We start from the raw sequence: 17,208 nt of genomic DNA on the forward strand, positions 1-17,208 counted from the left end.
TGCGCCTGATTGCTTACGCTTTGAAGAAAGCCAGCAGATCCGGGTTGATGACATCAGCATTCGCCGTATGCATCCCGTGTGAAAAGCCAGGATAGATCTTCATCGTGCTGTTCTTCAGCAGTTTGTCCTGCAAAAGTGCTGCATTCTTGTAGGGCACGACCTGATCGTCGTCGCCCTGCAGGATCAGCACCGGCACCTCGATCGCTTTCAGATCCTCGGACTGGTCGGTTTCGGAAAACGCCTTGATGCCTTCGTAATGGGCCTTGGCGCTGCCCATCATCCCCTGACGCCACCAGTTGCGGATATTGCCCTCTGACACCTTCGCGCCGGGCCGGTTATAGCCGTAGAAGGGGCCGCTCGGGACGTCGATATAGAACTCGGCCCGGTTCGCGGCGAGTGCCTTGCGGAAACCGTCGAAGACCTCAATCGGGGTGCCACCGGGGTTGTCGTCGGTCTTGATCATCAGCGGCGGGACCGAGCTGATCAGCACCGCTTTCGCAACTCGCCCCTGCGGCTGGCCGTATTGCGCGACATAGCGCGCGACCTGCCCGCCGCCTGTCGAATGGCCGGCATGGATCGCGTTTTTCAGGTCCAGATGCTCGGCCACAGCGGATGCATCGGCGGCGTAATGGTCCATGTCGTGACCCTCGCTCACTTGCTCGGATCGGCCATGACCGCGGCGGTCACTGGCGATGACACGATAACCCTTGCCCAGAAAATACAGCATCTGCGCGTCCCAATCATCGGCGCTGAGCGGCCAGCCGTGATGGAACATGATCGGCTGCGCGTCCTTCGGGCCCCAATCCTTGTAATAGATTTCGACGCCGTCCTTGGTGGTGACAAATGGCATGATCTGTATCTCCTTTTTGGCTTCAGGTTTGGTCAGTTTCGATCAAAGGCATGCAGCGGACGCGGCATGTGCAGCGCCATTTGCGTGTCCTTGACCACGTCGAAGCGAAGGATCCGACCTGCGCCAAGGCCGTCCAAAAGCTCGCTCATCGGTCCTTCGCCGCGTTCCACCACCACGTCGCGCGGCAACAGGCGCTGCGCGAAGGAGAGGTTGTTTGACTGGACGACCGTCTGCGCCCATTCCCCATTGAGCAGCCCGACAGAGATATTGGTCGTGATGCTCGATTGTGACGGCACTTGCTTCAGGCGCGGCATCGGCGCGCGCAAAGCCAGATCGGTGCGGCCACCCATGTTGAGGATGCTGGCCGTGACCTCGCGGTCGATGTTCAGCTCAATCGGCGCCAGCCATTTCGGCAGTTGATAGCCAAAGGCGCCGCGCAGGCGGGCGATTTCCGTATCGACCGGCAGGGCCAGCACATGCGCGTGGAAGGTGCGGCGGCGCAGCGCGTCGATCATGTGCACCACGCCGGGGCTGCGCGAACCGGGCTGGCGGATCACGACGGCGATCGACACCTCGTTATAGGGATCGTTGTCGCAGACGTGGTAGGAAAACCAGGTCAGCGCGACCAAGCCAAAGCCCGGAAACGGTTTCAGCGGCTGCAAGGGTTCGGGCAATAATGCGGAAAGTTTCGCGGCAGAGGCCAGAAACAGCGTCTGCACGGTGCTGGCGCGGTAATAGAAATTCGGCGTCCAGACCGGCCCGATGGCGGTCTGCGCCTGATGCTTGGGCAGTCTGCGAAAGAAGTCGATATTCCCTGCCGCCGGGTCGCGCGCCACCACCTCCAGATCGGGGTTCGAACGAAAGCGATCATAATAGCCGCCAGCGGGCACTTTGACCTGCTGCCCCGCAAATTCGACTTCGACAAAGTCCTTGCTTCCAAATGCGTTCAACATCGTCCGCTCCTGATGACCCGTCGGTAAAATGGCGGGTGGATTCTCGATTGCGGGACCAATCTAGGGTTTGAACCTAGGTTTAAGGTCAAGGGCCGAGGAGAATTTCTTCGGCGGCAGCAATCTCGTCTTCAGGTGTCGGGAAGATAATGCCCGCAGCGGGCGCGGGTTCCGCGCGGATTGCGCTCAGGCGGCGGACTGCTCGCGCCCGGCCAATTCGCCGATCAGCGCCTCGATCCGGCGCTTGCGGTCCTTTGCTTCAACGATCAGCGCCTCGACCGAGCGCAGCTTCACGGTCAGCAGGTCGATGGCTTCGGCGCAGGAAATGGGATGGTCGTCCGCCCGAACCTCGACGCTAGAGATTTCCTTCAGCGTGAAGCCAAGGCCCTGTGCCTGTTCGATGAATTTCAGCAGGCTGACAAGCTCGACCGGGTAATCGCGATAGCCGTTCGCGTCGCGCGCGGCGGGCGCGATGATGCCGCGCTTTTCATAAAAGCGGATGCGTGAGGTGGTGACACCGGCTGCCTTGGCAATCTCTCCGATTTTCATCGCCCGCCTCTTGACCTTAAACCTAGGTTTAAAGCCTATATCGCCCTGCGTCACGATGCAAAAGGATCCTGTCGCATGTCCATCACCACCCAATCCGACCTCTTTGCGCCGCTGCATCTGCCGGGCGGCCAGATCATCAAGAACCGCATCGCCAAGGCCGCGATGGAGGAGAATATGGCCGATACCGTCCATCTTCCGGACGCGGCACTGCGCCAGCTTTATCGCGCATGGGCCGAAGGCGGGGCGGGTCTGCTGCTGACCGGCAATGTCATGGTCGCGCCCGATGCGGTGACGGGACCAGCCGGCGTTATCCTCGACAAAAGCCAGCCGCTGGAACCCTTCCGCGAATGGGCGCGGGCGGGGCGCGCGAATGGCGCGCGGCTTTGGATGCAGATCAACCATCCTGGGCGGCAGGTCTATGCCGCGACCAATCCGCAGGCCATCGCGCCCTCCGCCGTCCCGGTCGCGATTGAGGGCTATGCGCATCTCTTAGCCAAGCCCCGCGCGATGAACGAGGACGACATCGCCGAGGTCATCCGCCGCTTCGCCGAAACCGCTGCCTTGGCCGAGCAGGCAGGCTTCGACGGCGTCCAGATCCACGCGGCCCACGGCTATCTGCTCAGCCAGTTCCTGTCGCCGCTGACCAATCAACGCGAGGATCAATGGGGCGGCTCGCTGGAGAACCGGGCGCGGTTGCTGGTCGAGATCGTCCGGACCGTGCGTGCCCGCGTCGCGCCGGGGTTTGGCGTCGGCGTGAAGCTGAACTCCTCGGATTTTCAGAAGGGCGGGTTTGAGGCGGCGGATGCGGTTCAGGTCGTGCGGCTGCTAAACCCGCTGGCCGTCGATCTGGTTGAGCTCTCGGGCGGCAGCTACGAAAGCCCGGCCATGCACGGGCGGCCGGAGCGCGAAAGCACCCGTACGCGCGAAGCCTATTTCGTCGACTTCGCTCGTGATGTGGTGGCGGTTGCCGAGATGCCGATCATGGTGACCGGCGGGATCCGCCGCCGCGCCACGGCGGAGGCGGCGTTTGCCCCCGAGGATGGTCGTCCCGGCGTCGCCATGGTCGGCATCGGGCAGGCCTTGGCCTATGCGCCGGACCTGCCGAACCGTTGGGAGCAGGCCGAGGCGGCGGTCGAGGTGCCGCAGGTGCGCTGGAAGAACCGCGCCGTCTCGGGCCTTGCCAATATGGCGCTGACCAAGCTGCAATTGCGGCGACTTGGCAAAGGCAAGGCGCCCAAGGCCAACGCATGGGCCTCGCTTGTGCTGATCCGAGATCGCCTGCGCATGTCCCGCCGCAGCCGCCGCTATCGCGACTGGTTGCAGCGGCGCGTGGTTGCGTGAAAGGCAAGTGTTTCCCGGCATAGCATCGGTCTGACCTGTGCCGCGCACTCACTTCAGCGCCAGATAGCTGTCGCTGTTCAGCGCCCACATCCGCACGGCAACGCCACCTGCAAAGGTCTCCGCCGTGCGGTCCCGGATCTGCTCCGCCACCGCGCGCAGAAGATCGGGCGAGCGGGCTGGCCCGGGCATATAGGCTAGTTCGACATTCACCGCCGGTTGGTCGGGCAGACCTTTCACCGCAATCGCCGCTAGCTGACAGGCGTCGATCTTGACCGCCAGATCATGGCACAAAAGCCCACGCAGATCCGTCAGCAGGCGCGGGATCGCGGCCTCATCGGGGGGCAGCAGGGTCTCATCGAAGTAGACCTTGAGATTGGGCATGACACAGCCTCACGACTGAACGAGGACGAAATCGAAGTGGGAATGCCATTCGGTGTCCCCGCCCTCGACCTTCTCATAAGGCGCGACGAGCGAGCGTTTGACCCCGAACACGGTGTCTGAGGTGATGTATTGGTCATCACCTACGAAGGTATGCGTGACCAGCCGCTGATAGCCGGGCGCGGTCACGAGGTAATGGACATGCGCCGGGCGGAACGGGTGGCGGCCGAGATGGCCGAGCATTTGCCCGACCGGGCCGTCATCCGGGATCGGATAGGCGACGGGTTTGATGCCGACAAAGCTGTAAGCCCCATCCGGGCCGGTGATGAAGCGGCCGCGATTGTTCCATTTCGGCTGAATGTCCGGCTGCTGAACGTCATAATAACCGTCCGCATTGTCCGACCAGACATCAATCGTCGCGCCTTCAATCGGGTTGCCGTCGAGATCGAGCACGCGGCCTTCGAACAGACAAGTCTCGCCCTTGCCGTCCAAGGTGATCTTGTCGCCCATCTGCCGGATCGGCGCGCCTGCGACATGGAACGGGCCGAAGACGGTGTTTTCCGTCGCGCCTTCGGGACGCTGGTTGTTGATCGCGTCGACCAGCATCGACACGCCGAGCGTGTCCGACAGCAGAATGAACTCCTGCCGCTCGCCCGAACACATCCGCCCGGCGCGTGTCAGGAAGTCGATGGCGGCGTCCCATTCTTCGGGGCGCAGTTTCACGTCCTTGATATAGGTGTGCAGATACTGGACCAGCTTCCCCATAACCTCGGCCAGACGCGGATCGATATTCTCGCCCATGCGGTCGTTGACAGCCTCGACCGAGGCGGCTTCGGTGAAATAGCTCATGTGAGGGCTCCTTCTTTGGTGGTTTGGACTGCAGCCGGTGGGCGATGGGACAAGGGCAGAAGGTCAAAGCCCGTCCGCTCTTTCAGCATCCCCCAAAGGCCGCGCCGTGCAAACAGCATGATCGCGATGCCAATGAGGCCAAGGACGATCAGATAGACGCTGCCATAATCCGACAGCAGGCGTTTCAGAATGTAGAAGACCACCGCCCCGATGATCGGACCGGGCAAGGTGCCGATGCCGCCGATCACGACGATGAAGATGACGAAGGCGGTCCAATCGGTCACCGCAAAGGCCGAGTTCGGGGTGATCCGGCCCAGTTGCAGAAAGATCAGCGCGCCGCAGATGCCGGTGCCGAAGGCAGTGAGCAGAAAGACCAGCGCCTTCAGCCGCAAGGGATCGACCCCGACCGAACGCGCGGCATTCACATTGTCGCGGATCGCCTGCAACCCGAGCCCCATGCGCGAGCGCAGGAACATATAGGAGGCGACCAGCGTCACCAGCGCAAGCGCCAAGACCAGCCAGTAAAGCATCGTATCGGCCGCCGCCGCGCTGCTCACGTCCAGCGCATCCTTGATGGCTTGGACGCCGAGCATATCCTTGGTCGTGCCTTTGGGCAGCGAGGTGCCGGTGCCCCCGCCAACCGCTTTCCATTGGCTGAACGCGAGCCGCAGGATGTCGGCCACGACCCATGTCGCGATGGCGAAGTAAGCGCCGTTCAGGCGGAAGGTAAAGAAGGCGACCGGGATCGACAGCACCATCGCGACGATGCCCGCGATCAGCACCCCGGTCAGCGGATCAAGCCCGTAAAGGATGACGCCCGCAAAGGCCGTATAGGCGCCGATGCCGACGAAAGCCTGCTGCCCAACCGAGACGAGGCCCGCAAACCCCGCCAGCATGTTCCAATTCAGCGCCAGCACCGTCAGGGCAAGGATCATGAACAGGTCCTGCACGACGGCGCGCGGCGCGAAGAACGGAAGTAGGGCCATGACCACGGCAAGGAGGGCGATCAGCGCGAAGGAAAAGCTGCGCGATTGGGTGAGGTTGGAGATTTGTGTCATACGCGCACCCTCAATCATTGGCTCGGGGGAAAAGACCCCGCGGCCGGACCAGAAGAACCGCCACGAAGGCGATATGCCCCGCAAGGATCTGCCATTCGGGATTGATCGCCGCGCCCAAAGCTTGCGCGACGCCGATGATCAACCCTCCGGCGAGCGTGCCCCAGAGGCTGCCAAGGCCGCCGATGATCACCGCCTCGAAGGCGTAGAGAAGACGCGCCGGGCCGATCGAGGGATCGAAGTTCGAGCGTGTGCCCAGAAACAGCGCGGCGATGGTCGCGACGACCAGCGCAATCCCGGTCGCAATCGCAAAGACGCGCTGCGGCTGGATGCCCATCAGTTGCACCGTCACCATATCGTCCGAGGTTGCCCGGAAGGCGCGGCCAAGGGCGGTGCGGTAAAAGACCTGATTGAGGACGACAATGACCAGCACCGCCGTCACCAGTGTCATCAGCGGCATAACCCCGACCGTCACTGGCCCAAGCGGCAGCGATTGCGATTCAATCGCCCCTGCCGCCAGCTTGCGGCTGTCAGCGGTGAAGCCCTGCAGCAGCACGTTCTGGATCACGACCGAGAGGCCGAAGGTGACCAGAAGCGGCGGCAGAATATCCTCGCCCAAGACCCGGTTCAGCAGATAGGTCTGCAAAACCCAGCCAAGCGCGAACATCACCGGCAGCGCGAAAAGCGCCGCGAGGAAAGGGTTAATGCCAAGCGCCGTCGTGATCATCAGGATCAGATAGGCCGCCAGCACGATCAGATCGCCATGGGCCAGATTGACCAGCCGCATGACCCCGAAGACGAGGCTCAGCCCCGCCGCAAACAGCGCATAAAGACCGCCAAGCAGCAGGCCCTGCACCAATGTGTCCAGCCAGTTCATGCGTGGGATACTCCGAAATAGGCGTCATGGATCGCCTCGCGGCTGAGATCGCCGGGGCGTCCGGACAGGGTGATGCGGCCTTCCATCATGCAATAAAGCCGGTCGGCGACCTTCATCGCCTGCCCGATATCCTGTTCGACCACGATGATCGCAGTGCCGCTTTGGCGGATCATCGGGAAGGAGGCGTAGATTTCCTTGATGACGACGGGGGCGAGGCCGAGGCTGAGTTCATCACACAGAAGCACCTCGGGGTTCGACATCAGCGCCCGCCCGATCGCGACCATCTGCTGCTGCCCGCCCGACAAGGCGGTTGCAGGCGAATGGCGACGCTCGGCGAGGATCGGGAACAGTTCGTGGATGCGGGCCAGCGTCCAGAAGCCGTTGCCCTGACGCTTTTGCCCGCCGATCAGCAGGTTTTCCTCGACCGTGAGCGAGGGGAAGAGCCGCCGTCCTTCTGGCACCATCGCGATCCCGGCCTTCAGGATTTCGGGCGCGGGCGCGCGGGTCAGATCGCGGTCTTGCAGCCGGATCGACCCGCCCGAGGGCGGCACGATGCCGGTGATCGCCCGCATCAGCGTCGTCTTGCCCGCTCCATTCGCGCCGATAATCGCAATCGTCTCGCCGGGTTCGAGTTGGATATCGACCCCGAACAGGGCCTGAAAATCGCCGTAGCGGGCGGTCAGATCGGTGATGGACAGAAGTGTCATGCCTCGGCCCCCAGATAGATTTCGCGGACCTGATCCGAGGCCATGACCTCGGCCGGTGTGCCGATCATCAGGACGCGCCCAAAGTTCAGGACCAGCAGCTTTTCGACGACGCGGGTCAGGGCGTGGAGGACATGTTCGATCCAGATGATCGCCGTGCCGCTCGCGTGGATGCCCTTGATCGTGTCGACCAGCTCGCCACATTCGCCTTCGGTCAGCCCGCCTGCGATTTCGTCAAGCAGGATCACGCGCGGATTGGTCGCCATGGCGCGGGCCAGCTCCAACCGTTTGCGGCTGAGAAGCGACAGCCCGCCCGAGGGTTTGCCGGCAGAAGCCGCAAGCCCGGTCTGGCGCAGGATCTCCATGCAGCGCGCCTCGGCCTCTGCGGCGGAAAGCTGAGCCCCGAAGCGCGCGGCGACCAGCAGATTTTCATAGACCGACAGATGCCCGAAGGGCTGTGGGATCTGGAACGACCGACCGACGCCGCTGCGGCAGCGATCCATCGGCGATTGCTGGGTGACATCGACCCCGTCCAGAAACACCTGACCCGCATTCGGGCGGATATTCCCGGTGATGAGGTTAAACAGGGTCGATTTCCCCGCCCCGTTCGGCCCGATGATACCAAGCGCCTGACCAGCATCGAGATCGAAGGTTACGTCATCCGTGACCTTCAGCGCGCCAAAGTTTTTGGACACATTGCGCAATGAAAGGATCGGCATGGCCCTTATCCCAAAAGCTCAAGATCGCCGCCGCGCGGGATCTCGGGGGCTTGGGCGTTTTCGACGATGACCAGATCGAAATTGCCATCATCCTTGCGCCGCCACTGACCGCCGACCAAGGGCGTTTTCGACACATTGGCGCGGGCAAATTCCGGCACATTGTCGCGCCCGAATTCGATACGGCCGACGATGCTGTCCAATTTGGTCGCGGCCACGGCCTTCGCCAGCGCATCGCCATCTGTCGGGTCTTCGGCGCGTTTGATCGCATCGGCGGCGACTTCGAACATCGCGTGCACGAAGCCCACTGGCTGCGTCCATTGGCGCTTCGCCGCAGCCTCAAACCCCGCCGCCAATTGGGCGCTGCTTTCCCCGGTCAGTGAGGATTTGAACGGATGGTTCGGCGTCCACCAGACCTCCGAGGTCAGGTTGTGCCCAAGCGGCCCAAGCGCCTGCACGCTTTCGGGGAAAAGCAACGCCTTCGCCATCGTCACGATCTTCGGGTTCAGCCCCTGCTGCTTGGCCTGCGTCCAGAAGGTCGTGAAATCGGGCGGGATCGGGATGCCGACCAGAATATCGGCGCCGGATTGTTTGAAGGCGTTGATCTGGGCGCTGAAATCATCGGTCAGGTTCTGATAACGACCGGGATCGGTCAGCTTGAAGCCAGCCTCGGCCAGCGCAGGCGGCATGCCGACCGGCGAGGCCCAGGCATTCCCGTCCGCATCATTCGGCCAGAGCGCGCCAACTGCCTTGTTGGTATCCGCGCTGTTCCACATGCCAAGGAAGACCGCGATCGCGTCCTCAAGCCCCCAGAAGAAGTGATAGGCATAGTCGAAACCCTGCCAGCTTGCGGGGTCTTGCGGGTTGCCCTGCTGGCCGATGAACCACGGCTGCCAGGGCGCGACGGTCGAGATCACCGGGATTTCTTCGGCCTCACCGACCGAACAGACGGGATTGGTAGTTTCGGGCGTCGAGGCGACCAGAAGCAGGTTCACCTCATCGCGGCTGACCAGTTCCTTCGCGACTTCGGCGGCGCGGTTCGGGTTCGACTGGCTGTCCTTGACGATCACCTCGACATCAAGGCCGAGGCCGGGGGCTGCGGCCAGAAACTTATCGACCATGAATTTGTCGGCGGCGGAAAAGGCCGAAAGCGGGCCGGTCTGCGGGCTGACATAGCCAAGCTTCACGCGCGTTCCTTGCGCCAAAGCCGGGGCGGCAAGCCCGACTGCTGCCACGGCCGCGCTGGTCTGCAGGAAATTCCTTCTGGTGAACATCGCACATCCTCCCTGACGTGTGTTCTGTCTGGTGAAGGCGTTCAGCGGTCCGGGGGGTTTGCGATTTGGTCGTTCTTATCCGGCCGTGACATGCCCTCTGCTTCCAGAAAGCCTAGGACCACAAAACTGCATAAGTGATCGGATAAATGCGGGGTTATATAGCTTTTTGATATATTTACCTGCGCGCCGAAAACGGAAAAGGGGAGAGCCGAAGCCCTCCCCAGTGCTGCTCGCACTCATTTGCTGGCGTAGGGCGCTAAACCCTTGTCAGCGATCCAGAATTTGGCGCATCACGCGGCCAAGCTCTTCTGCGGGCGCGGCGGACAGGCGGGTCGCGCGCCAGGCGACATGGTGATCCGGGCGGACGAGCAAGGCGCCGTTATCCTCGATCTCGCTGATACGGGCCCAATCGCCACTGTGATCGACATAGGTCTGGCGCGGGCCGATGACTTGGGTGACGATCTCGATCCCCAATTCATCGCCAACCTGCTTGGCTGCATCCGCCCAAGCCTCGCCGCCAAGGCCCGTCAGCAGGGTGAACTTGCCGTGGCCGGTCAGGTCCAGCGTCGACGTCTCCGCCCCATTGTCCGAACGATAGAGCCAGACATGCGGCAGACGCGCGCCGGGCCAGGTTGTCGGCTGATAATGCAAGTCCGCGTCAAGCTGGAAGTCCGGCTCGATCTGACCATCCGGGGCCACCGCATCCGAGCGGTAGCGCTGGTTCATCTCGACCCCATGGGCGTCGAATTCGTATTTCTTATAGGCAATCGCCTTGCGGATTGCGTCCCGTTGGGCCGATGCGGCATCCGTCCCTTCGCTGCGGGCTTCAAGGTTCTTCTGCATCTGTTCGGGGCTGACGCCTTCGTCCATACCAAGGGCCGAGAAGATCGGGCCGGTATCGGCAATCGACTGGTTGGCGCGGGTCACGATCTGCTTGGCAATCGGCGCGCGTTCGGCGTTGTAGCTGTCGAGAAGCCCTTCGCCCGCCTGACCCTTCAGCACCATCGACAGTTTCCATGCGAGGTTGAACGCATCCTGGATCGAGGTATTCGAGCCCAAGCCGTTTGACGGCGGGTGGCGGTGGATCGCATCGCCCATGCAATAGACCCGGCCAGCCGAGACCTGCGTCGCGTGGTAATTGTTCACGGTCCAGGTATTGGCCGCGATCAGGTCGATCTCCATCGTCGGATCGCCGATCAGCTGGCGCGCAACCTCGGTCGCGAATTCGGGCGTCACCTCGGGCGCGGGGCCGTTGATGTCATAGCCCCAAACGATCAGCCATTCGTTCCACGGGCGCACCATCCGCACCAGACCCATGCCGATCCCACCGACATCCGCGCCGGGCTGCATCACCCAGTAAAGGACCGAGGGGCGATGGGCCACATATTTGGACAGATCGGCGCGGAAATGGATGTTCATCGATCCGCCGACAGCCATCTTGCCCTCAAACGGCAGGCCCGCATGTTCGGCGACCAGAGATTTCCCGCCATCCGCGCCGATCAGGTATTTTGAGCGGATGGTGAATTCCTTGCCCGACAGACGATCAAGGCAGGTCGTCGTCACGCCATCCGCATCCTGCACATGGCTGATATATTCGGTGGACATCCGCGCCTGAGTGCCGCGTTCGCAAGCGGTTTTGAAGAGCAGCGGCTCCATAAAGGTCTGCGGCAGGTCGTTCATCTTCGTCGGCGAGGACATCTGATGTTCGGCCTTCGACAGGGGATGGTTGCCCCATGCCTTCATCCGGCCAATCTCTTCCCCCGCAAGGCTTTCGCAGAAGATGTTCTCGCCCATCAGATCCTGACCGGCGGCGAACATATAGACCTCATCCTCGACGTCGCGGCCAAGGTCGCGCAGAACCTCCATCGTGCGCTGGTTGGTGATATGGGCGCGCGGCGAATTTGCCAGCCAGCGATAGCGGTTGATCGCGATGTTATCGACGCCATAGGTCGACAAAAGCGCAGCCGTCGCCGAACCGGCGGGGCCGGTGCCAATGATCAGGACGTCGGTGTTGATATCAGACATGAGATCTCCTCCAAAACCTCGGGTCGACATGGATCAGGCGCGGGGAGTGTCCCCCGCCCATGCCGCTTGCAAAAGACTGCGGATCGCGTCCCGTTCAATCGGGCGCGGGTTCCAATAGGGGTTTTCGACGGCCAGATCAGCAGCACGGTCGAGGTCGCTTTCCTTCATCCCGAGATCGCGCAGCGCCAGAGGCGCGCCCATCCGGGTCGCGAAGTCATGAAGCGCAAGGCCCGCATTCTCGCCGCCATATATCTCGGTGATCGGGGCAAGAAGCTCGGGAACCGCCTGCGCGTTATAGGCAATCGCATGGGGCAGGATCACCGCGTGGGTTTCGGCATGGGGCAGATCGAAACTGCCGCCGAGCGTGTGGCAAAGCTTGTGATGAAGCGCCATGCCCACTTGCCCCAGCACCGAACCGCAGAGCCAAGCACCATAGAGCGTCTCGCCCCGCGCGCTCAGATCCTGAGGGTTCTCCAGCACTTTCGGCAGCGCGGATTTGAAGGCGCTGAGGCCTTCAACCGCCATCAGCGAGGAAATCGGGTTGCGGTCGCGGGCATAAAGCCCTTCCGCCGCATGGGCCATTGCGTTCAGCGCACTGGTCACGGTCATCTCGGTCGGCAGGCTCGCGACCAGTTCGGCGTCGTAAAGGATGACCTCGGGCTGGACCTTCGCGTCGGTCAGCGTGGTCTTGCGACCGCCTTCGGTCTGGCCAAGGATCGGCGTCGCCTCGCTGCCCGCATAGGTCGTCGGCACAACGATCTGCGGCAGATCGGTGCGGAGCGCAATCGCCTTGCCAAGCCCGGTGGTTGAACCACCGCCGACGGCAACCAGCACATCCGCGCCAACCTCCCTTGCATAGGCCGTCGCGCGTTCCGAGAGATCGACCGGCGTGTGCATCGCGGCTTCCGTGAAGCGGCCAACGGCCAGCGGGCCGAGATATTCGGCGAATTCGTCAGCGGTATCGGCCTGATGCGGCGTCGTTAGGATCAGCGCGCGTTTCGCACCAAGCGCCTCGACCTCCTCGGCGATCTTCCGACGGACGCCAGCGCCGAAGCGAACCCGGACTGCGGGCGTTCTGGCTGTGAATTCGTCGCGGAAATGGGACATCTGATTTCTCCTACCGTTGAGCCAGACTAGCGCACAATAGCGGCATATTGATCGGATGTTCGGAATGTAATATAGCTTCAAGTTATGAAACTCGACAGTGATCATCTGGAAATCCTCGCGGTCATCGTCGAAAAGGGCGGGCTGACCGAAGGGGCGGAGGCTTTGGGGAAGTCCCAACCTTCCGTCTCGCGCACGATTGCCTTTCTGCAGGATCGCGTCGGGATGCCGCTATTCGAACCCGGCCGCCGACCGCTTCGCCCGACGGAGCTTGGCCAGTCGCTGGCCCGCATCGGCGCGCAGATCCGGTCCCTGAACCAAGAAGCCAGCCAGCTTCTGACCCGCTACCGCGCGGGTCATGCAGGCCGGTTGCGGATCGGGGGCACGCCGATTTTCATGGACGGCGTCATTTCGACCATGGTCGCTGATTTTCAGGCGCATGAGCCTGACGTGCAGATCGACCAGTCCTATGGCTATCTGGACGAGCTTCTCACGCAGCTTCGCAATGGCGCGCTGGATCTGGCGATTGCCCCCCTCAGCCCCAGCATGACGCCCAAGGATATGGAGTTCACGCCGGTCCTGGCCGGTCGCAACGTCGTCGCCTGCCGCGCCTCGCATCCGCTGATCCGGCGCGGCGCGATCACCATGGACGATATCCGGCCCTATCAGTGGATTTCCCCGCCCGAGAACAGCCCGCTCTATCTGGACCTACAGCTTGCCCTGCGCTCCATCGGGCAGGAGAATTTCCGCGTGAATTTCTCGGGCGGGTCGCTGGCCTCGATCCTCAGCGTGCTGGTCGGATCGGATTCGCTGACAGTGCTGCCCTATTCGGTGGTCTTCATGTCACGCAAGACCATGGGTATCGACGCGCTGCCGGTGAAGATCGAGCATCCCGCGCGTCGCCTTGGCATCATCCGCCCCAAGGATCGCAGCGGGCCGCCGTCGGCCGCTCAGTTCGCCAGTTTCCTGACTTCGGAGCTGGCGCGCTTGCAGGCGCGGATGGATCATGAGCAGCAGGTGACGCGCAGGCGGGGATAAGCCCGACATATCGCCGTCAGCGAATCGCCAGATACTCTGCCGAAACATATCCCGACACATTGGGGCGGTCTGCAAGCGAGACCCAGCACCAGGTTTTGCCGTTGTTCTCCATGCACTTGTGGCGAGTGACACGCGTTCCGTCGGGCAGCCCGATGATGATCCTGTGGTTGAGGCCGGGGCCCGCGCGAAGCTTCAGCAGGTCGTCCGGTCCGGCACCCTTGACCACTGCGCCAGAACCCACCGCACAGCCAGCAGCGATCGTGAGAGCAAGAAGAGCAGCAAGATGAGTTCGCATGGCAAGACCTGAATCGTTTTGCCATCACTATGACATTGCCGCGCCAAATGACAGCAGGGAGGTGCGGGGCAGGGTGCCCTATCGGTTCGGTGTGGCCATCGCCCTCCGCTTCTCGGTCAGAAAATCGACCAGCGCGCGCAGCTTTGGCGGCATCTGGTCGCGGGTCGGGATGTAAAGGTTGAAGCCATCGAAGGGCGGGCACCAATCGGCGAGCACCCGGACGAGCGCGCCGGTTTTCAGATGCCTGCGGACGGCGAAATCCATATGCATCGCAAGCCCGACGCCTTCCAGTGCCGCATCGATCAGCAGGTCGTCACTGTTGACGGTGAATGATCCCTGCGGCTGGAAATGCTGATCGTTGCCGCTCGCGGGATCGGTGAATTCCCAAGGCGAAATCGTGCTGCTCATGCCGTGGCGCAGGCCGAGGCAATCGTGGTTCACGAGGTCGGCTGGACTGCGCGGGGGCGGGTTCGCGGCGAAATAGCTGGGCGCGCCCACGATGGCGAGCGAGATCGGCGGGCAGAGCGGGACCGCAATCATCGTGTCGCCCACGGCCTCGCGCAGCCGAATGCCTGCGTCACAGCCTTCGCGGATGATGTCGCCGAACTCATCTTCAACGACGATTTCCAGACGGATCTCGGGATATCTGCGATGAAATTCCGCGAGATGCGGCAGAAGCAGATATTTTGCGGCCACGCGGGAGCTGTTGATCCGCACCTCACCCGCAGGACGGTTGCCTGAATCCTGCAGCGCATCGACCGCGAGTTTGATCGCCGCAAGGCTCGGGTCGACCTGCGCCAGCAAATCGCGACCGGCTTCGGTCATGGACACCGCGCGGGTCGATCGGTTGAGCAGCCTGACCTCCAGCTTTTCTTCGAGCGCGCGGATCGATTGCGACAGCGCGGACGGGGAAATGCTCAGTTTCGCCGCCGCCCGCGTGAAATTGCCTTCGCGGGCGACTTCGGCGAAGGCGGCGATTGCGGGAAGAAGAAGTCGATCCATGCGCATCCACTGTGAAGTCAGACTTCAAGGTCAATGAAGCTATGGCCGGTTTTTCAGGCCAATCCAATTCTCTATTTGTAAGTGCAGTTGATAAACGAAACCCTGACCGGCCCCCGAAGGCCGAAGATAAAGGATGAAGCCATGACGAAAGTTCTGATCCTCGGCGCAAGCGGGCAGATCGCCCGGCACGTCATCGACATGCTGGCAGATCGCGCGGATACCGAAATGACGCTGTTCCTGCGCGATGCCTCCAGACTGGGCCGCAATGCCCCGAAGAATGCCCGCGTGATCGAGGGCGACGTGCTTGATACCGCGAAGCTGAAAGAGGCCGTGGCGGGGCAGGACGTGGTTTACGCAAACCTCGCCGGAGATGTCGACGCTCAGGCGGCCAGCATCATCGAAGCCATGCAGGGGACGGGCGTGAGCAAGCTGATCTTCTGCACCACCCTTGGCATTTATGACGAGGTGCCGGGCAAGTTCGGCGAATGGAACAACCGCGAAATCGGCGCCTATATCCCGCCCTATCGCAAGGCCGCCAATCTGATCGAGGCGTCGGGCTTGGACTATGCGGTCCTGCGTCCGGCTTGGCTGACCGACAATGATGAAGTCGATTATGAGACGACCGAGCGCCACGAGCCTTTCAAGGGCACCGAGATCTCTCGCAAAAGCGTCGCCGCCGTGGTCGTCGACCTGATCGAAAGCAATCGCGCTTTGGGTGGTCGCAGCATCGGCATCAACAAGCCGGGCACCGATGGCGACAAACCGGCCTTCATGTGACGGAACCAACCCCGTCCCCAACCTTTGACTCTCACATTCATTGAGGAGATTGCCCGATGGAATCGATTATGATCCGCAATCACGACATGTATTGGGATATCGCAGCCGATATCTATTTCCCGCCGAATTTCGACAAAACCAAGAAATACCCGGCGATTATCAGCGCCCATCCGCTCGGAAGCTGCAAGGAACAGACCTCTGGCAACGTCTATGGCGAGGCGCTGGCCAAGGAAGGTTTCGTCGTCATCGCCTTTGACGCGAGCTTTCAGGGCGCGAGCGGCGGTGAGCCGCGCTTCATCGAAGACCCGGTTCAGCGGGTCGAGGATTTCCGCCACGTGACCGACTATCTGGTGACTCTGCCCTATGTGGACGAAGACCGGATTGGTGTTTTGGGTATCTGCGGCGGCGGCGGTTATTCGATCAATGCCGCGATGACCGAACGCCGGATCAAGGCGGTCGGCACCGTGACCGGCGCGAACTATGGTCGTCTGATGCGCGAAGGCTTCGTCAACTACGACCCGATTGGCGCGCTGGAAGACATGGCCAAGCAACGCACGGCGGAGGCGCGGGGCGAGGCGGTCAAGGTCAACGATCTGCTGCCGCCCTCGCCCGAAGAAGCAAAACGGCGCGGCATCACCGACCGCGATCTGTACGAGGCGACCAAGTACTACCGGACCCCGCGCGGGCAGAAGCCGCATGGCCTGAACCGCTCGGTCCCCTCGCATCAGGCGGCGGCGGTGGGTTGGGACGCGTTCCATCTGGCCGAGGTTCTGCTGACGCAGCCGCTGTGCGTCGTGGTCGGCGACAAGGTCGGCGCCTTCGGGGCCTATCGCGACGGCAGCGAAATCGTCGGCCGCGCGGCGTCGAAGAAGAAAGAGTTCGTCGTGATCGAAGGCTGGTCGCATTACGACCTTTACGACAAGCCCGAACCGGTTGCGCAGGCGCTGGCCAAGCTGGTGCCGTTCTACAAGGAAAACCTCTGACGAGTGACAAGCGCGCGCCATCTGGTCGCGCGCTTGCGTTTTGGAACGCCTCAGGCCTCCCGGTCGACGCTCAGCGGGCCGGGACCGGCGACCGAGAGGTAAAGGAAGATGAAGCAGAACAGGATGGCGGCCACGCCGCCGTTCTGGGCTGGGAAAAAGCCCTGCGGCCCATGCGCCATGAAATAGGCAAACGCCATGACGCCCGACAGGATGAAGGCGGCGATGCGCGTCTTGAAGCCGATCAGAACCAGAAAACCAAGGATCAGCTCAAAGATCCCCGCAATCCAGGCCATCGAGCCGACGGGTGGGCCTTCAGCGGCCGGGAAGCCCAGGATCTTCTGGACGCCGTAGCTGAAGATGACCAGCCCGGTCACGATCCGAAGCAGGCTGAGGGCGTAAGGGCGGAATTTTTCGATATTTTGCATGGATGTTCCCAGTTCA

The 17,208-nt window shown here is 62.4% G+C and carries 19 protein-coding genes; 4 read left to right on the plus strand and 15 right to left on the minus strand.

The annotated features are described in order from the left end of the window. Nucleotides 1-13 precede the first annotated feature (13 nt). The 3 genes from IQ24_RS11250 to IQ24_RS11260 all read right to left on the minus strand — a co-directional run bounded on the left by IQ24_RS11250 (nt 14) and on the right by IQ24_RS11260 (nt 2,349). The gene (locus IQ24_RS11250; RefSeq protein WP_145398049.1) at nt 14-850 is read right to left on the minus strand and encodes an alpha/beta fold hydrolase; all 837 of its coding nucleotides are present in this window, start codon (nt 848-850) and stop codon (nt 14-16) included. Between the two features lie 32 nt (nt 851-882). Beyond that, nucleotides 883-1,803, minus strand: coding sequence for an acetoacetate decarboxylase family protein (locus IQ24_RS11255; protein ID WP_145398050.1), 921 nt, complete (start codon nt 1,801-1,803; stop codon nt 883-885). A 183-nt stretch (nt 1,804-1,986) separates the two neighbouring features. Further along, the gene (locus IQ24_RS11260; protein WP_145398051.1) at nt 1,987-2,349 is read right to left on the minus strand and encodes a MerR family transcriptional regulator; all 363 of its coding nucleotides are present in this window, start codon (nt 2,347-2,349) and stop codon (nt 1,987-1,989) included. A gap of 75 nt (nt 2,350-2,424) precedes the next feature. On the opposite strand from IQ24_RS11260, the gene IQ24_RS11265 reads away from it, so the two are divergent. After that, nucleotides 2,425-3,690 (plus strand): NADH:flavin oxidoreductase/NADH oxidase family protein, encoded by a 1,266-nt coding sequence (locus tag IQ24_RS11265; protein ID WP_145398052.1) that lies wholly within the window; start codon nt 2,425-2,427, stop codon nt 3,688-3,690. Nucleotides 3,691-3,738: 48 nt separating this feature from the next. Here the strand turns inward: IQ24_RS11265 and IQ24_RS11270 are convergent, their stop codons facing one another. The 9 genes from IQ24_RS11270 to IQ24_RS11310 form a co-directional block, all read right to left on the minus strand. Continuing rightward, nucleotides 3,739-4,071, minus strand: a complete 333-nt coding sequence (locus tag IQ24_RS11270) for a hypothetical protein (RefSeq protein WP_145398053.1) — start codon at nt 4,069-4,071, stop codon at nt 3,739-3,741. Between the two features lie 9 nt (nt 4,072-4,080). Beyond that, complete coding sequence (locus tag IQ24_RS11275) at nt 4,081-4,917, minus strand: dioxygenase family protein (protein ID WP_145398054.1); 837 nt, start codon at nt 4,915-4,917, stop codon at nt 4,081-4,083. After that, nucleotides 4,914-5,975 (minus strand): branched-chain amino acid ABC transporter permease, encoded by a 1,062-nt coding sequence (locus tag IQ24_RS11280; RefSeq protein ID WP_145398055.1) that lies wholly within the window; start codon nt 5,973-5,975, stop codon nt 4,914-4,916. Before IQ24_RS11280 ends, IQ24_RS11275 begins: the two co-directional genes overlap by 4 nt. A 10-nt stretch (nt 5,976-5,985) precedes the next feature. Further along, complete coding sequence (locus IQ24_RS11285) at nt 5,986-6,849, minus strand: branched-chain amino acid ABC transporter permease (protein WP_145398056.1); 864 nt, start codon at nt 6,847-6,849, stop codon at nt 5,986-5,988. Next, a complete protein-coding gene (locus IQ24_RS11290) occupies nt 6,846-7,556 on the minus strand; it encodes an ABC transporter ATP-binding protein (protein ID WP_145398057.1) in 711 nt (236 codons plus the stop codon). Before IQ24_RS11290 ends, IQ24_RS11285 begins: the two co-directional genes overlap by 4 nt. Continuing rightward, the gene (locus tag IQ24_RS11295) at nt 7,553-8,272 is read right to left on the minus strand and encodes an ABC transporter ATP-binding protein (protein ID WP_145398058.1); all 720 of its coding nucleotides are present in this window, start codon (nt 8,270-8,272) and stop codon (nt 7,553-7,555) included. Before IQ24_RS11295 ends, IQ24_RS11290 begins: the two co-directional genes overlap by 4 nt. A 5-nt stretch (nt 8,273-8,277) precedes the next feature. Continuing rightward, on the minus strand, nt 8,278-9,543 hold the full coding sequence (locus IQ24_RS11300) for an ABC transporter substrate-binding protein (protein WP_145398059.1): 1,266 nt from the start codon (nt 9,541-9,543) through the stop codon (nt 8,278-8,280). Nucleotides 9,544-9,810: 267 nt separating this feature from the next. Further along, a complete protein-coding gene (locus IQ24_RS11305; protein WP_145398060.1) occupies nt 9,811-11,568 on the minus strand; it encodes an FAD-dependent oxidoreductase in 1,758 nt (585 codons plus the stop codon). Nucleotides 11,569-11,601: 33 nt separating this feature from the next. Then, the gene (locus IQ24_RS11310) at nt 11,602-12,675 is read right to left on the minus strand and encodes a maleylacetate reductase (protein ID WP_145398061.1); all 1,074 of its coding nucleotides are present in this window, start codon (nt 12,673-12,675) and stop codon (nt 11,602-11,604) included. 84 nt (nt 12,676-12,759) lie between these two features. Here IQ24_RS11310 and IQ24_RS11315 point away from each other — a divergent pair, with 84 nt between their 5' ends. Beyond that, complete coding sequence (locus IQ24_RS11315; protein WP_145398062.1) at nt 12,760-13,710, plus strand: LysR family transcriptional regulator; 951 nt, start codon at nt 12,760-12,762, stop codon at nt 13,708-13,710. A gap of 16 nt (nt 13,711-13,726) precedes the next feature. Here IQ24_RS11315 and IQ24_RS11320 read toward each other — a convergent pair whose 3' ends face one another. Continuing rightward, nucleotides 13,727-14,005: an SH3 domain-containing protein gene (locus IQ24_RS11320; RefSeq protein ID WP_145398063.1), complete on the minus strand. Its 279-nt coding sequence runs from the start codon at nt 14,003-14,005 to the stop codon at nt 13,727-13,729. A 78-nt stretch (nt 14,006-14,083) separates the two neighbouring features. After that, nucleotides 14,084-15,007, minus strand: coding sequence for a LysR family transcriptional regulator (locus IQ24_RS11325; protein WP_199756547.1), 924 nt, complete (start codon nt 15,005-15,007; stop codon nt 14,084-14,086). 141 nt (nt 15,008-15,148) lie between these two features. Between IQ24_RS11325 and IQ24_RS11330 the strand changes: the two genes are divergently transcribed. Continuing rightward, nucleotides 15,149-15,784 carry an SDR family oxidoreductase gene (locus IQ24_RS11330; RefSeq protein ID WP_145398065.1) on the plus strand — a complete coding sequence of 212 codons (636 nt, stop codon included), beginning with the start codon at nt 15,149-15,151 and terminating at the stop codon, nt 15,782-15,784. A gap of 56 nt (nt 15,785-15,840) precedes the next feature. After that, complete coding sequence (locus IQ24_RS11335; protein WP_145398066.1) at nt 15,841-16,767, plus strand: alpha/beta hydrolase; 927 nt, start codon at nt 15,841-15,843, stop codon at nt 16,765-16,767. 50 nt (nt 16,768-16,817) lie between these two features. Here the strand turns inward: IQ24_RS11335 and IQ24_RS11340 are convergent, their stop codons facing one another. After that, nucleotides 16,818-17,192, minus strand: coding sequence for a DoxX family protein (locus tag IQ24_RS11340; protein ID WP_145398067.1), 375 nt, complete (start codon nt 17,190-17,192; stop codon nt 16,818-16,820). Nucleotides 17,193-17,208: the final 16 nt, after the last annotated feature.

It is taken from the genome of Paracoccus sulfuroxidans, assembly GCF_007830335.1.
In the GTDB taxonomy this organism is placed as follows: Bacteria; Pseudomonadota; Alphaproteobacteria; order Rhodobacterales; family Rhodobacteraceae; genus Paracoccus; species Paracoccus sulfuroxidans.